This window comes from Pseudomonas sp. L5B5 (genome assembly GCF_020520285.1).
GTDB lineage: Bacteria > Pseudomonadota > Gammaproteobacteria > Pseudomonadales > Pseudomonadaceae > Aquipseudomonas.
On the sequence record NZ_CP084742.1, the window covers coordinates 6719590 to 6733284 of the forward strand.

Genomic DNA, 13695 nt, shown 5'->3' on the forward strand with positions numbered 1-13695 from the left:
GATCAATACGGGCCGGTGGGTTCAGGAATGCCCAGTTGCTGTTGCCGGGCTTCGAGCTGTTTGTCCATGGCGCGTTTGCCACTGATTAGCTTGAGGTGCTGCACGCTGGGCGGTAGCTGGCTGTCGATCAGTGCCAGCAGATCCATCTGTGGGGCCTTGATGATGCGCAGGTCAGTGATGTTCGAGGTTTGCAGGCCGCTGAGTTCCCCCAGGCTCTTGAGGTTGATCAGGCTCAGCTGGTGCAGCCGCTCCAGCCCGGCGAGATCCAGCCGGCGCAGTTGCGCCTGGTCCTCGATCTTCAGGACCTCAAGCTGTGGAAAGCCATCCAGTTGCAGTTGGTGGAGGCCGCGCACCCGCAGGATCTCCAGATCCGTGACCTGGGGGTTGCGCAACTCCGGCATGCTCTCGCGGCTGCCGAAACTCAGCGCCAGGCTGCGCAGCCCGGCCATGTCGGCCACCATGCCCAGGGTGGTCTTGGCCGGCAGGCGATGCAGGCTCAGGTGCCTGATGCTCGGGCACTGGCTCAGCACATCCAGCTGATGGCTCTGCACGCTGATGCTCAGGCTGTGCAACTCGGGCATCCAGCCAATCGGCGCCAGTTCAATCGCCGGGCCCTTGTCCAGGGACAGCCGCAGGCTGTGCAGTTGCTCCAGGTTGGGCAGGCTGAGCAGTTCAGGCAGGTCGGCGCTGATCACCTGCAGGGCAAATTCCCGAAGCAGGGGCAGGCGGCCGATGGCCTCGTAGTGATCCAGGGTGTCGAGGCAGTCCAGGCTCAGGGACTGCACATGGGGCAGGGCCAGCAACACCCGGGCATCGAACGCGCTGCCCGGGTAATGGCTATAGAAACGCAACTTGAGGCGTTCACCGAAACGGGCGCAGAGCGTGTCGAGCTGACTCAGCAGTTCGCCGTCGTACTGTTCGGCCTTGGCGAACTGGACGATGACCTGGGCCTGGTCATCGGCCTCCAGGCGGGCGCTAACCTGCAGTTCCAGGTCGGCCTGGCAGGGGGCTTGAATTCGATGGGGAAACATCAGCGGTCCTTGATGATTTTCGCCGCGGCATCATGCCATTGCGTGATCTTCACCGCCATGCGCGCGCAACCCCGGGCCGTCGCCGAGCCGCCCTGCAGCACCGGCTACGGGTCGACCTGGCCCATCAGCTCGGCCACCGACTCCGGGCGCTTGGCGTAGCGCTGGGCCAGCACCGCACAGACCATCAGCTGGATCTGGTGGAACAGCATCAGCGGCAGGATCAACACCCCCATGGTGCTACCGGCGAACAGTACCTGGGCCATGGGCACGCCGGTGGCCAGGCTCTTTTTCGAGCCGCAGAAGAGGATGGTGATGCGGTCTTCCTGGTCGAAGCCCAGCAGCTTGCCCAGGACGCTGGAGGCCAGCAGCACCAGCGCCAGGAGGATGCAGCAGGCCACCACCAGCCCGCCCAGTTCCCACAGCGGGATCTGGTGCCAGATGCCTTCGTTCACCGCTTCGCTGAAGGCGCCGTAGACCACCAGCAGGATCGAGCCCTGGTCGACGAAGCGCAGCCAGTTCTTGTTGCGCCCGACCCAGGCGCCGATCCAGCGTCGGGCAATCTGCCCGGCGATAAAGGGCAGCAGCAGTTGCACGCTGATCTTGAGGATTGCATCCACGGTCGAGCCGCTGTCGCCATGGACGTTGAGCAGCAGGGTCACCAGCAGCGGCGTCAGGAAGATCCCGAACAGGCTGGAGGCTGCAGCGCTGCAGATGGCCGCCGGGATATTGCCCCGGGCCAGGGAAGTGAAGGCAATCGCCGATTGCACCGTGGCCGGCAGGGCGCACAGATACAGCATGCCCAGGTACAGCTCGTTGCCCACCAGCGGCGACAGCAATGGCTTGAGGGCCAGGCCCAGCAACGGGAAGAGTACGAAGGTCAGGCTGAATACCAGCAGGTGCAGGCGCCAGTGGCCGGCCCCGGCGATGATCGCCTCGCGCGACAGCTTGGCGCCGTGGAGGAAAAACAGCAGGCCGATGGCGAGGTTGGTCAGCCAGCCGAAGCCCACCGCCACCTGGCCGCTGGCGGGCAGGAAGCTGGCCAGCAGGACGACGCCGATCAGGGTCAGGGTGAAGTTGTCGGGTAAAAGGCGGGAGCGAGTCATAGCGGGATCATCCGGGGTTGCCAAGTGCGGTGGGGCGACTCTAACGTGGCTGTGTTTTACCGACTAACGCCAAGGAGCCAGTTAATGCCGCCTAAAGGACATGAAAAGATCGTCCGGCGCACTATTCCCGGGTTGCCGAGCCTGCCGCGACCGGTATACGGGCGAACCGAATCCTTGCCCAATCGGGCCCTGACCCGGCGCCATAGCCATCCCTGGGTGCAGTTGTCCTATGCGATTGCCGGGGTGCTGGAGATCCAGACCAGCGGCGGGCGTTTCATCGCGCCCCCGCAGCGGGCGGTGTGGATACCCGCCGGGGTGCCGCACCGGGTGTTCAGTTCGCCGCGTACTGAAATGCGCAGCCTGTACCTGGATTGCAGCGTCACCGGCTGGGCCGCCACCGACCGCTGCCAGGTGCTGGCGGTCAGCGACCTGCTGCGCGAGCTGATCCGCACGTTCAGCGAGCTGCCGGTGGCGTATGTGCAGGACAGCGCCGACGGCCGCCTGGTGCAGGTGCTGCTGGACCAGCTGGCCGCCGCGCCGCAACTGGACCTGATGCTGCCGCTGCCCCACGACGTGCGCCTGCGGGCGATCTACCGCAGCCTGCAGGCGCACCCGGAGCAGGCCACGACGCTGGGCCAGTGGAGCCAGAAGCTCGGGGTGACGGAGAAGACCCTCAGCCGCCTGTTTCTCAAGGACACCGGGTTGACCTTCCGTGCCTGGCGCCAGCGCCTGCGATTGCTCGGTGCCCTGACTCCCCTGGAGCAGGGCGAGCGGGTCACCGATGTGGCGCTGGCCTGTGGTTATGACTCGACCTCGGCGTTTATCGCCGCCTTCCGCCAACAGTTCGACGCCACCCCGGGCGAATTCTTCCGCGACCTCTGAGCCCCCGCGATTCCTGTAGCCGCTGCTGAGCCCGCGAAGCTGCGCAAAGGTCCGCAGGACCTTGCTTGACGACCTCCCGTCGAACCTCTATCGATCTTAAGAACCCTACTTCCCTTCGGGCCGTTCGCAGCCTGCGGCAGCGGCTACAGGGTACGACGATGCGACGATGCGACGATGCGACGATGCGGCAGGTGCGACAGGTGCGACAGGTGCGACAGGTGCGACAGGTGCGACAGGTGCGGCAGGTGCGACAGGTCAGGCCTTTGATGGGCGCAGCAGTTCGATGCGCTCCGGCGGCACCAGGGTGCGCAAGGTTTTATACAGGGCCCGGGTCTCCAGCAGGTTCCAGATCCGCAGCAGGGTTTCCAGGGCATCCAGGGGCTTGCTGATGAAGTCCCGGGCGCCCAGGGCCAGCGCCCGCAGGCGGGTGTCGCGGGTGGCGTCGGCGGTGAGTACCAGTATCGGCAGGTAGTCGTTGGCCGGGATGCGTCGGTTCAGCTGCTCCAGTACGGCAAAGCCATCGAACTCGGGCATGTGCAAATCGAGGATCACCAGGTCCGGCTCGAAGCTGTTGAACAGCTCCAGGGCGCGCAGCGGCTGGGTGCTGCTGAGGACATTGTGCAGCCCTTCGCGGGCCAGCAGCTGTTCCATCAGGTCGAGGTTGGGGCGCTGGTCATCGATGATGAGGATGCGCATGTCGGCAGTCATGGGAGCTCCGGGAGACAGGCATCGAGGTGGGCGAAGAACGCCGGGATGTGGATCGGCTTGGTCAGGATCGCCGTGGCCCCGGCATCGAGCAGGGCGCGCCGGGTGGGTTCGCTGGCGTCGGCGGTGATCATCAGGATCGGGGTGTTGGCCGTGGCGCCGCAGGCCCGCAGCCGTTGCAGCACGTCCAGGCCGGGCAGGTCCGGCAGGTTGACGTCCAGCAGGATCATCTGCGGCGCGTGCTGGCGGGCCAGGTCCAGGCCCATCTGGCCCTGCATGCTCGACAGCAGCTGGATGCCCGGACGCCGTTGCAGCAGGGTCTCGATCAGCGCCAGGCTTTGCAGGTTGTCCTCTATGCACAGCACCTTGCCCAGGTAGCGGCTTGCGGGCTGTGGCGCCGGCACATTCAGCGCCGGGGCGTCGAAGGGCGCCACGGCGGTTGTAGCGGCCAGGCGCAAGAAGGGCAGCTCCAGGGTGAAGCAACTGCCGCTGCCTGGGGTGCTATTCACGCCCAGGCTGCCGTCCATCATTTCCAGCAGGCTCCTGCTCAGGGCCAGCCCCAGGCCGGTGCCCTCGACCTTGGGGTCGGCATCCAGGCGTTCGAAGGGCTTGAACAGGCGCTCCAGGCGCTCGGCGGTGATTCCGGCGCCGGTGTCGAGCACGCTGATGCGCAGGCGCGAGGCCTCGATCTCCACGTCGATGCTGACCCGGCCGCCCGTGCGGTTGTACTTGATGGCGTTGGACAGCAGGTTGAGCAGCACCTGGATCAGGCGCTGGCGGTCGGCGACCACGCCGCTGTCCGCCGCCAGTTCCGGCAGCGGCGCCAGGGCAATGCCGGCGTCGGTGGCCATGGGCGACACCAGGGTCAGGGCTTCGTGCAGCACCGCCGCCAGGGCCATGGGCTCGACGTTCAGTGGCAGGCGCCCGGCCTCGATGCGAGCAATGTCCAGCACCTCGTTGATCAGCCCCAGCAGGTGCTGCCCGGCCCGCAGGATATGCCCCACCTGCGGCCGCTGGCCGGCGCTGGAGTCCATGTCCAGCAGTTGGGCGAAGCCAAGGATGGCATTCAGCGGAGTGCGCAGTTCGTGGCTCATGCGCGAGAGGAATTCGCTCTTGGCGCGGCTGGCGCTTTCCGCTTCTTCGCGGGCGGTGCCCAGGGCGATTTCCGCGGCGCGGCGGTCGGTGATGTCCCGGGTGATCTTGGAAAAGCCCCGCAGGGCGCCGCTGGCGTCGTACTGCGCGGTGATCACCACACTGGCCCAGAAGCGGCTGCCATCCTTGCGGCAGCGCCAGGCCTCTTCCATGTAGTGGCCGTGGGCGGTGGCTTCGCGCAGGGCCATGTCCGGGTGCTGTGGGCATTCTTCCGGCAGGTAGAACAGGGAAAAATGCCGGCCGATGATTTCCTGCTCGCTGTAGCCCTTGATCCGTTCCGCGCCGACGTTCCAGGTGGTGACCCGGCCCGCGGTGTCCAGGGCGAAGATCCCGTAGTCCTTGACCCCGTCGATGATCAGCCGCAGGCGTTCTTCGTTATCACGCAGGGCCCGTTCGCGCTCGGCCAGCAGTTGCCCGGCCTCCACCAGGCGAGTGCCCAGCTGGCCGATCTCATCCTGCTCCGGCGCCTGCGGGCGCAGCGGCTGGCCCAGGGCCAGGCGTTGGGCATTGCCCTGTACCTGCTGCACCCGCGTGACGATGCCCCGGGACAGCAACAGCACCGCGACGATGGCGCCGAACAGGCCGCAGCCGGCGGCCAGCAAGGTGGCGAACAGCAGGCGCATGCGGGTCGCCGCGGCGGCTGCGCTACGTTCGGCCAGCAGTGCATCCTCGCGCACGCGCATGGCGCTGATCTGCTCGCGCAGCACGTCCAGCACCTGTTTGTTGTCGATCAGGATCGCGGTCATCGTCGCAGCGTCGTCGCGGCTGCCGTTGCGCAGGGCCACCAGGCCGTCGAGCTTGGTGCGGATCAGCGGGGTGATGGTCTGCAGGTAGTCGCGCATGCGCGGGTCCTGGACATTCTGGTCCAGGCGCTGCAGCGCGGCCTCGATCTGCGGCCGGGCCTGGAGGTAGGCGGGCAGGAAGTCCTCGCGCCGGGTCAGCAGGTAGCCGCGCACGCTGGCGGCGGCCTCGGCCAGCAGGGTGTGCACCGCCTGGATATCGCCCTGCACCAGTAGCACCCGGCGCACGTCCTCCTCGGCGCGGGCGGTCTGGCGCTCGGTGCTGTAGATCAGCACCAGCGACAGCAACAGGATCACCAGCGGCAGGGAGATCACCACCAGCGCCTTGCCCCGCAGCGGCAGGTCGGCCCAGCGCCGGGCGCTGAGCAGGTTCACGGCCACTGCCCGGCAGGTTGCGCCACCAGTCCCAGGGCGATGCCGCGCACCGCGGCCTGGGTGCGGTCGGCGGCGCCGAGCTTGCCGATCACCCGCTCCACATGGGCCTTGGCGGTGCCGGTGGTGATGCCGAGCTTTTCACCGATCTCGCGGTTGCTGAAGCCGCCGGCCACCAGCCCCAGCACCTGGCGCTCCCGGGCGGTCAGGGCCTGAGCCTGGGGCGCCTGGCCGTTGCCGCGTTCGCTCATGCGTCGCAGCAGGCGGGCGCTGACGGCACTGTTGAGGGCCTCTTCGCCCCGGGCCACGCGCTGCAGGGCGTCGAGGACTTCTTCGCGGCTGGCGTCCTTGAGCAGGTAACCCACGGCGCCGGCGGCCATGGCGGCTTCCAGGTGATCGGGGCTGTCGTCCATGGTGAAGATCACCACCTTGATCTCCGGCTGGCGCTGTTGCAGCAGGCGCGCGGCCCCCAGGCCATTGAGCAGGGGCATGCGGATGTCGAGGATGGCCAGGTCCGGGCACAGTTGTTCGCACAGGGCCAGGGCTTGCTCGCCATCCCTGGCTTGCCCCACCACCTCGAACTCCGGGTTGCCCGCCAGCAGGGCGATGAAGCCGGTGCGGGTGACTTCATGATCGTCCGCCAGGACCAGGCGTATCAGCGCTTTCATAACGCATGCTCCAAGGCATGGACCGGCACGTGGGCGAGAATCCGGGTGCCGCTGCCGGGCTGGCTGTGGCAGGTGAAACGCCCGCCCAGCAAATGGGCGCGTTCCTGCATGGCCACCTGGCCCAACTGTTCGATGCCCTGGCCGGATGCCGGCTGGAAACCTGCGCCGTCGTCGCTGATACCGAGCACGGCCTGGCCCGCTTCCAGGGCCAGGTTCAGGCTGACGTTGTGGGCCCGGGCGTGCTTGAGGATGTTGTTGATGGCTTCCTGGGCGATGCGAAACAGGGCGATTTCCAGGGCCGCCGGCAGGCGTCCCGGGTAGCGCTGCTGCCAGTGCACCGCCAGCCCGGCGTCGCGCAGGCGGTCGGCCTCGCGGTCGATGGCCCGCAGCAGGCCGAAGTCGTCCAGCACATGGGGGCGCAGGCCGCCGATCAGTTGCCGGCCTTCGCCGACGCAGCCCTGGGCCAGTTGCAGGATGGTCTGCAATTCATCGTGCAGGGGCCCTGGCAGTGGCGGGCAGCGCCCGGCGAAACCCTGCAGGCGCTGGTGCAGCCCGGCCAGGGTTTGCGCCAGGCCGTCGTGCAGGTCGTAGGCGACGCGCTTGCGCTCATCCTCCTGGGCGCTGAACAGGCGCTGCACCAGCTCCGACATGCTGCGTTCCCGGGCTTGCAGGTCTTGCAGCAGGCGCTGGTTTTCCAGGTGCGTGGCCAACAGCGTGGCCAGCAGTTGCAGGGATTCCAGGTCTTCGCTGTCCGGCGCGCTGATGGGCACGCTGTTGGCCAGCAGCAGCGCGCCGAAGGGCTGGCCGTCGGCACGGTGCAGCAGTACGCGCAGCACCCCGGTTTGCGCAAGCGGGCGCTCCAGCCACTGGGCTTGCCCGGCCACGGCACGCAGGGCTTGCAGGCACTCGCCGTGACCTTGTTCAGCGCTGGCATGGGCCACGCCGTCGCTGGTCCATTCCAGCAATAGCCCCTGGTCCATGGCGACGAAGGCGCAGGCCCGTTGCACCACCCGCTGGCGCATCTGTTCGGGGGGCAATCGCAGCAGTTCCTGGCCCGTGTCCACCAGCAGTCGCAGGCGCGCAGCGCGGCTTTGCGACTGCCGGTACTGGCTGCGCAGGGCCAGGGCGCTGGCGGGATCGAGGGGCGGGCTGGGCATCGGGAAACTCCAGGGTGGGGGCGGTGCAGTGGTTCGGGGCAGGGCATTAGACTCCGCGCCCGGTATCGCGCCTATCTGCCGAATGGCATAGGCCGCGGGCTCCAGTTGGCCGATGGCACGGGCGGCGGCCCTGGGCACAGTGGGGGTCATTGAAACCCACTGGAGTCCGTGAATGAAACTGAAAACCACCGCCCTGGCCCTGTTCTTCGTGCTGAGCGCGCCACTGGCCCAGGCCCTGGAAGCCACTCCCTACGTGTACCGCACCGTGGCCGAGCAGCCGCAGAACCTGCAGGACCGGGAAATCGCCGGCCTCTTCGACCATTGGAACAGCGCCCTGCAGACGGGCAACCCGCAAGCCGTGGTCAGCCTCTATGCACCGGATGCAGTGCTGCAACCCACCGTCTCCAACCAGGTGCGCAGCACCCACGCGCAGATCCAGGACTACTTCGAGCACTTCATGGCCTCGCGGCCGGTGGGCCAGATCAACTACCGGGAAATTCGTCACCTGGGCCCGGATGCGGCCATGGACAGCGGCGTCTACACCTTCACCCTGACGGCCGCCGACGGCAAGAAGCAGCAGGTCCAGGCTCGCTACACCTTCCTCTACGAACGCCTGGGCGGGCAGTGGAAAATCCTCAACCACCACTCTTCGGCCATGCCGCAGGTGCAGCCGCAGTTGCAAGCCAGCCACTGATCCAAGCCTTTGCAGCCTCGCGCCGAGCCTTTGCTCGGCGTTGTTGTCACTGCTCGCGGTAGCGCCCCGGGGTCATGCCGAACCAACGGATACAGGCCTTGTGAAAGCTGCTCTGGTCGCGAAAGCCCAGCAGGGCACCGATGTATTTCACGCTGCGCAGGGAGTTGCGCAGGAAGCTGTGGGCCAGCATTAGCCGGGCTTCGTCCTGCAACGCCGAGAAGTGCACGTCTTCATGGCCCAGGCGCCTTTGCAGGCTGCGGGCACTGACGCCGACCATCTCGGCGATGTGCGGCAGGTCGCTGGGGGCACCCCGGGCCAGGCACTCGGACAGGGCCCGGCGCACCCGGGCAGTCATGGAACCGCTGAGCAGCACGTTGAGTCGGGTGCGGGCGTATTCCATGTGCAACACGTCCAGGGCCGGGTCGGCACTGGGCAGCTCGATGGCGCAGTCCTGGTTGCTGAAGGTCAGGCTGTTGTGGGGCGCGCAGAACTCCAGGTTTTCTCCCAGCAACCGACGCAGGGCCCGGGTGTCCGCCGGCTCGGCGTAGGTGAACGCCGCGGCCATGGGGCGGGGCTTGTGCTGGGGCAACAGCCAGTGCAGCAGGCCCAGGGTCTGGGCGGCACCGGCGTCGATCACCGCCCGGGGCATGAGCGAGGGCTCGGCGGTGACGTCGAAGCCGATCAACTGCATGGCCTGCGGCTGGCGTTCCAGGCACATGCAGAAGCCGTTGCTGATCAGCGCGTGGTAGTCCACCAGGCGTTGCAGCGCCGCGCCCAGGGTCGCGCAGGACATCACCGCGTAGCCCAGTGCCTTGAGGTTGGCCGGGTGGGCCTTGTTGTAGGCCAGCAGGCCCAGGTCCGGGTTGCCCGTGCGACGCGAGGCCTCGCCCATGACCTGGTAGACCAGTTCCAACCGGACGCCCCTGGGATTTTCATCAACGTCCTGGATGCTGCTGCCGAAGTGCTCGAGCAGGGCGTCGACGTTGGCGCCGCCCTCTTTCATGACATCGGCGAGCACCCGAAAGCTGGCGCTGGTCATTCTATGCATAGGTCTTCCTGGACTGGTGGCTAAACGATGCCGATGCGGCCTCGGGCATGATTGCAATAAACAAAAGGCCGCAGACGATTAAGCAGGGGGGCAGGTTTCCGAGGACAAGCGAAAGGTGTCCGGGAACACTTCCTCCTGGACAGAGTGAGGACCGATCATGGTCGGGCAGGGACCCTTGGGTGACCGCGGCAACCGCTTTGCCGCGCCACTCTTGCCAGGGAGTGCCGTTGCCTTGTCGAGGGATCTGTCATGCAAAGCAGCAATGAGTTTTATCGTGAACTGGCCGCCGGCCGTCTGCTGCTGGCTTTCCAGCCGGTGGTCTGGCTGCCCGACAGCAGCCGGGTGCTGTACTACGAAGGGTTGTTGCGACAGGACGCCGCCCGTGGCGGTGAAGCCTATCCGCTGGCTTCCCTGGAATCGCATCCACTGATGCGCGAGCTGGATCGCGCCGTGGTGCTCTGCGTGATCGACTGCCTGCGGCGAGACGAGCGGTTGCGCCTGGGCTGCAACATCTCGGCCCGCAGCGCCATCGTCGATCCGTTCTGGTTCGGTATTCTCAAGGCGTTGCGCGAGGCTCCATCGGTGGCCGCGCGGCTAGTGATCGAGATCACCGAGAGCGCCACGCCGCCGAGCATCGAGGCGGCCAGCGAGTTTGTCCTGGCCCTGCGCGAACTGGGATGCCGGGTGGCCATCGATGATTTCGGCGCAGGCCTGGGAACCCTGGAGTTCATCCGCCAGACCCGGCCGGACATCGTCAAGATCGACAAGGGTTACATCCAGCGTGCCCGGGGCGAGGCCAACAGCGTGCAGACCCTGGGTCACCTGGTGCAGCTGTGCAAGACCCTGGCCCCCTGCGTGATCATCGAGGGCGTGGAAAGCGCCGCCGACCAGGGGTTGGCCAGTGCCTGTGGCGGCGAGTGGGGGCAGGGCTACCTGTTTGGCCGGCCCCAGGTGGAACGCCTGGGGCGTACATGTCGCTTGCAGCGGACCCAGCCCGAGCTGTGTGCCCCGAACCAGGCCTGAGCCGGCCCCATCTCACCATGGCCAGCCTCGGGGAGTGTCACCTGCGCGTTGATCCCAGCGCTCAGGCCGGTGGCACGCACAACTCGCCAACGTCCAGGAAGGGTTCGCCCAGCGGGGAGGTGCCTTCAAGGTCCGGGTACTTTCTTTCTGAGTTCATCTTGCGTTTGGGCCGCTCCGGCTGCATGGCGTCGTAGGGCAGCAGTACGGTATCGAGCAGGGCATCTGCCGGCAGGCTGACGATGATCGCGATGGGGCAGACCACCAGTACCCAGCAGCCGCCGGTGATCATGCGGCCGTAGCCATCCAGGTGGTAGCCGGTAAGCACCTGGGCGCTGGTCTGGGTGCTGCGGTAGTAGCGGTCATCGCGCCAGTCCAGGGCGCCGCCACGGGCCATGTAGGTGCCGCAGCCTGTCAGTGCCAGCAGGGTGAGCACGAGTGCAGTCGAGAGGAGTTTGATGGCGCCATTCCTTAGCCAGTGGATTTTTTGCGCGCGCATGTTCGCAGAAGCCTGCTGCAGACGCTAGATTGGCCGCGGAAAAATCCTCGCCACCAGGAGCCCCGATGAAAGCCACGCGCACCACCGACCTGTTATTCGTTGAAGAACCGTTGACCTGGGGGTTGCGGGGTGACCCGTACCTGTGGCGCGCGATGGCGGTGCAACTGGCCAATGCACCCTGGCCGGACAGCCTGGAGCAACTGGACGCCATGCTCACCCAGGCGTTCGAGCAACTGACCGGCAGGGGCCTGGATGCTCAGGAGCATTTCTTCGTCGAAGCCTTTGCCCATGGCGGCATGTCCAGCGGGGGAATTTCCCCGCAGTTCTGGCGTGACCAGGGGTTGCCACTGCTGCGCAAGCGGTGGGCTGGCGCCTGATCAGCTCGCCGAGGGAATCAGCAGCAGGAGGTCGGTGGCGCCCACATCCACCCCTGCCTGGCTCAGCAGGGTAGTGGCCTGGCCGCGGTGGTGGGTCTGATGATTGAAGAAGTGCACCAGCAGGCCGTAGACATTGCGTTCGGCTGCGATGCCCTGGGTGTTGCTGTAGGACAGGCTGCTGTCCAGCTCGGTCTCGTTCAGCCCCTGGCTGAAATCGAGGATCAGTTGATCCAGCCACTGACGCTGCTGCCACAGCCCGCGGATGTCGGCAAACAGCAGGGTCTTGAGGTCCTGGGGCGTGGCCACCTGCTGCAGCGGCGCCAGGGCCGCAAACCGCGCCGGGTGCCGGGCAAGGCGCTTGAGCCAGATCGTGTCGCCGGCCAGCAAGTGATTGAGGGTGCCGAGGATCGAGCCGAAAAAGGCCTGCCGGTCCAGAGCCAGTTGCACATCCGGCAGGTTCATGGCGGCGCTGTACAGCTGGCTGTTCATCCACTGGTTGTAGCGGGCCATCAGGCACAGGTGCTCGGTGCGGTTCATTGCGGCTCCTTTCGGGTTTGCAGGCTGGCGCACAGCAGCTTCGCAAGCCCCGGTGTCGCAATGCAAGAGGCGTCGTAAAAGCCTTGTGCACAGGCCGTTTGCAGGGCTTTCAGCCATTAAAAAAACCGCCCCTTTGGCCCCGATAACATCGTTTCTCGGGGCTTGGGCTTTTCTCTATATTGGCCACCAGATCCAGCGCGGCAACAGGCCGCGCACCCTTTATGGTGAGCCGTCGCAATGAATAAAAAACCTGAACGCACAGGGCTGGAAAACCCCGGGACCGCTACTCGGGTGGTCTGGGGCGGAGAGCAGGTCCGTCACCCCTACAACGCCACGCAAACGCCGATTGTCGCCAGTGCCGCCTATGGCTACGACGACATTGACCAGTGGTACGACGTGGCCCTGGGCAAGGCCCCGGGCTTTATCTACAGCCGCATGAGCAACCCCACGGTGGAAACCCTGGAGGCCAAGCTGCGGGACCTGGAAAGTGCCGAATCGGCGGTGGCCTTCAGCAGCGGCATGGCGGCCATCAGCGGCGTGCTCTACAGCTTCCTGCGCCACGGCCAGCGGGTGGTGTCGACCAAGGACAGCTACGGTGGCACCAACAAGATCTTCGAGGAATTCCTGCCGCGCATGGGCGTGGCCGTCACCCTCTGCGAAACCTTCGACCAGCAGCAGATCGAGGCCGAGATCGCCAAGGGCTGCGACCTGCTGTACCTGGAGACCCCGACCAACCCGACCCTGAAGATCGTCGACATCCAGCGCCTGGTCGCCGCGGCGAAGCAGGTCGGCGCCCTGGTGGTGGCGGACAACACCTTTGCCACGCCGCTGAACCAGAACCCCCTGGCGCTGGGCGTGGATGTGGTGATCCACAGCGCCACCAAGTTCCTCAGCGGCCACGGCGATGTGCTCGGTGGCGTGGCCTGCGGCAGCGAAGCGCTGATGAGCCAGGTGCGTCACTACCGGGAAATCAACGGTGCCAGCCTCGATCCGTTCTCGGCCTACCTGATCATCCGCGGGATCAAGACCCTGGCCCTGCGCATGCGCCAGCAACAGCACAGCGCCGCGCAACTGGCGCAGTTCCTGCTCAACGAGCCGCTGGTGGAGGCGGTGAACTACCCGGGCCTGCCCAGCCATCCGAACCACGCCGTGGCCTGTGCGCAGATGCGCGGTTTCGGCGCCATCGTCAGCTTCGTCCTGGTGGGTGGCATGGACAGCGTCAAGCTGCTGTTGCCGCGCCTGCGCTATGCCCACTGCGCCGGCAACCTGGGCGCGGTGGAAACCATCTACGGTCCGGCACGCACCACCAGCCATGTCGAAAACACCCTGGAAGAGCGCCAGGCCCTGGGTATTTCCGAAGGGCTGGTGCGGATCTCGGTAGGCATCGAAGACACCGATGACCTGCTGGCGGACCTGCAGCAGGCCTTCGCCTGGCTGCGCCAATCCCTCAAGCAGAACGCGGCCCCCGGCGGCGCCTCTTCCCTGGATGCCCGGGCCGAGGTCGCCCACTGAAAGAGCGCGCAATACCCCCACAGCAAGGCAGCCAGTGGGGGCTTCATGAAGAGGAATAACAATAAAAACCTGGTGGCATCCGATTTGTTTTCTGCCCATTTCCACAATCGCAGAAATTGAGACTTGCCCTGACAACTT

General features: G+C 66.4%; 14 protein-coding genes. 5 read left to right on the top strand and 9 right to left on the bottom strand.

What is annotated here, in order from left to right; translation table 11 throughout:
* Positions 1-2 precede the first annotated feature (2 nt).
* Positions 3-1031, bottom strand: a complete 1029-nt coding sequence (locus LGQ10_RS30925) for a hypothetical protein (protein ID WP_226524188.1) — start codon at positions 1029-1031, stop codon at positions 3-5.
* Positions 1032-1135: 104 nt separating this feature from the next.
* The gene (locus LGQ10_RS30930; RefSeq protein ID WP_226524189.1) at positions 1136-2134 is read right to left on the bottom strand and encodes a bile acid:sodium symporter family protein; all 999 of its coding nucleotides are present in this window, start codon (positions 2132-2134) and stop codon (positions 1136-1138) included.
* Positions 2135-2218: 84 nt separating this feature from the next.
* Between LGQ10_RS30930 and LGQ10_RS30935 the strand changes: the two genes are divergently transcribed.
* Positions 2219-3016, top strand: coding sequence for an AraC family transcriptional regulator (locus LGQ10_RS30935; RefSeq protein ID WP_058435376.1), 798 nt, complete (start codon positions 2219-2221; stop codon positions 3014-3016).
* 255 nt (positions 3017-3271) lie between these two features.
* Here the strand turns inward: LGQ10_RS30935 and LGQ10_RS30940 are convergent, their stop codons facing one another.
* The 4 genes from LGQ10_RS30940 to LGQ10_RS30955 are packed head-to-tail and all read right to left on the bottom strand — an operon-like array spanning position 3272 to position 7870.
* Positions 3272-3724 carry a response regulator gene (locus LGQ10_RS30940; RefSeq protein ID WP_058435377.1) on the bottom strand — a complete coding sequence of 151 codons (453 nt, stop codon included), beginning with the start codon at positions 3722-3724 and terminating at the stop codon, positions 3272-3274.
* Positions 3721-6048 carry an ATP-binding protein gene (locus LGQ10_RS30945; RefSeq protein WP_226524190.1) on the bottom strand — a complete coding sequence of 776 codons (2328 nt, stop codon included), beginning with the start codon at positions 6046-6048 and terminating at the stop codon, positions 3721-3723. Before LGQ10_RS30945 ends, LGQ10_RS30940 begins: the two co-directional genes overlap by 4 nt.
* A complete protein-coding gene (locus tag LGQ10_RS30950) occupies positions 6045-6713 on the bottom strand; it encodes a response regulator (protein ID WP_058435379.1) in 669 nt (222 codons plus the stop codon). The genes LGQ10_RS30945 and LGQ10_RS30950 overlap by 4 nt, the downstream gene beginning before the upstream one ends.
* Positions 6710-7870, bottom strand: coding sequence for a sensor histidine kinase (locus LGQ10_RS30955; protein ID WP_226524191.1), 1161 nt, complete (start codon positions 7868-7870; stop codon positions 6710-6712). The genes LGQ10_RS30950 and LGQ10_RS30955 overlap by 4 nt, the downstream gene beginning before the upstream one ends.
* 172 nt (positions 7871-8042) lie before the next feature.
* Here LGQ10_RS30955 and LGQ10_RS30960 point away from each other — a divergent pair, with 172 nt between their 5' ends.
* Positions 8043-8564, top strand: a complete 522-nt coding sequence (locus LGQ10_RS30960; protein ID WP_226524192.1) for an SgcJ/EcaC family oxidoreductase — start codon at positions 8043-8045, stop codon at positions 8562-8564.
* Between the two features lie 46 nt (positions 8565-8610).
* Here the strand turns inward: LGQ10_RS30960 and LGQ10_RS30965 are convergent, their stop codons facing one another.
* Positions 8611-9612 (bottom strand): AraC family transcriptional regulator, encoded by a 1002-nt coding sequence (locus tag LGQ10_RS30965; protein ID WP_058436203.1) that lies wholly within the window; start codon positions 9610-9612, stop codon positions 8611-8613.
* A gap of 249 nt (positions 9613-9861) precedes the next feature.
* On the opposite strand from LGQ10_RS30965, the gene LGQ10_RS30970 reads away from it, so the two are divergent.
* A complete protein-coding gene (locus tag LGQ10_RS30970) occupies positions 9862-10635 on the top strand; it encodes an EAL domain-containing protein (RefSeq protein ID WP_226524193.1) in 774 nt (257 codons plus the stop codon).
* Positions 10636-10696: 61 nt separating this feature from the next.
* On the opposite strand, the gene LGQ10_RS30975 is transcribed toward LGQ10_RS30970, so the two are convergent.
* Positions 10697-11068, bottom strand: coding sequence for a YceK/YidQ family lipoprotein (locus tag LGQ10_RS30975; RefSeq protein ID WP_226524194.1), 372 nt, complete (start codon positions 11066-11068; stop codon positions 10697-10699).
* A gap of 128 nt (positions 11069-11196) precedes the next feature.
* On the opposite strand from LGQ10_RS30975, the gene LGQ10_RS30980 reads away from it, so the two are divergent.
* Positions 11197-11508 (top strand): hypothetical protein, encoded by a 312-nt coding sequence (locus LGQ10_RS30980; RefSeq protein ID WP_226524195.1) that lies wholly within the window; start codon positions 11197-11199, stop codon positions 11506-11508.
* Here LGQ10_RS30980 and LGQ10_RS30985 read toward each other — a convergent pair whose 3' ends face one another.
* Positions 11509-12045 (bottom strand): DinB family protein, encoded by a 537-nt coding sequence (locus LGQ10_RS30985; RefSeq protein ID WP_226524196.1) that lies wholly within the window; start codon positions 12043-12045, stop codon positions 11509-11511.
* Between the two features lie 237 nt (positions 12046-12282).
* Here LGQ10_RS30985 and LGQ10_RS30990 point away from each other — a divergent pair, with 237 nt between their 5' ends.
* Complete coding sequence (locus LGQ10_RS30990) at positions 12283-13557, top strand: cystathionine gamma-synthase family protein (protein ID WP_226524197.1); 1275 nt, start codon at positions 12283-12285, stop codon at positions 13555-13557.
* The last annotated feature ends 138 nt before the right edge of the window (positions 13558-13695 follow it).

What these genes read in the sequence shown, in the direction of transcription:
- LGQ10_RS30970 (WP_226524193.1), top strand. Translation starts at nt 9,862, where the DNA reads ATGCAAAGCAGCAATGAGTTTTATCGTGAACTGGCCGCCGGCCGTCTG.
- LGQ10_RS30925 (WP_226524188.1), bottom strand. Translation starts at nt 1,031, where the DNA reads ATGTTTCCCCATCGAATTCAAGCCCCCTGCCAGGCCGACCTGGAACTG.
- LGQ10_RS30980 (WP_226524195.1), top strand. Translation starts at nt 11,197, where the DNA reads ATGAAAGCCACGCGCACCACCGACCTGTTATTCGTTGAAGAACCGTTG.
- LGQ10_RS30955 (WP_226524191.1), bottom strand. Translation starts at nt 7,870, where the DNA reads ATGCCCAGCCCGCCCCTCGATCCCGCCAGCGCCCTGGCCCTGCGCAGC.
- LGQ10_RS30965 (WP_058436203.1), bottom strand. Translation starts at nt 9,612, where the DNA reads ATGCATAGAATGACCAGCGCCAGCTTTCGGGTGCTCGCCGATGTCATG.
- LGQ10_RS30985 (WP_226524196.1), bottom strand. Translation starts at nt 12,045, where the DNA reads ATGAACCGCACCGAGCACCTGTGCCTGATGGCCCGCTACAACCAGTGG.
- LGQ10_RS30935 (WP_058435376.1), top strand. Translation starts at nt 2,219, where the DNA reads ATGCCGCCTAAAGGACATGAAAAGATCGTCCGGCGCACTATTCCCGGG.
- LGQ10_RS30930 (WP_226524189.1), bottom strand. Translation starts at nt 2,134, where the DNA reads ATGACTCGCTCCCGCCTTTTACCCGACAACTTCACCCTGACCCTGATC.
- LGQ10_RS30960 (WP_226524192.1), top strand. Translation starts at nt 8,043, where the DNA reads ATGAAACTGAAAACCACCGCCCTGGCCCTGTTCTTCGTGCTGAGCGCG.
- LGQ10_RS30990 (WP_226524197.1), top strand. Translation starts at nt 12,283, where the DNA reads ATGAATAAAAAACCTGAACGCACAGGGCTGGAAAACCCCGGGACCGCT.
- LGQ10_RS30940 (WP_058435377.1), bottom strand. Translation starts at nt 3,724, where the DNA reads ATGACTGCCGACATGCGCATCCTCATCATCGATGACCAGCGCCCCAAC.
- LGQ10_RS30950 (WP_058435379.1), bottom strand. Translation starts at nt 6,713, where the DNA reads ATGAAAGCGCTGATACGCCTGGTCCTGGCGGACGATCATGAAGTCACC.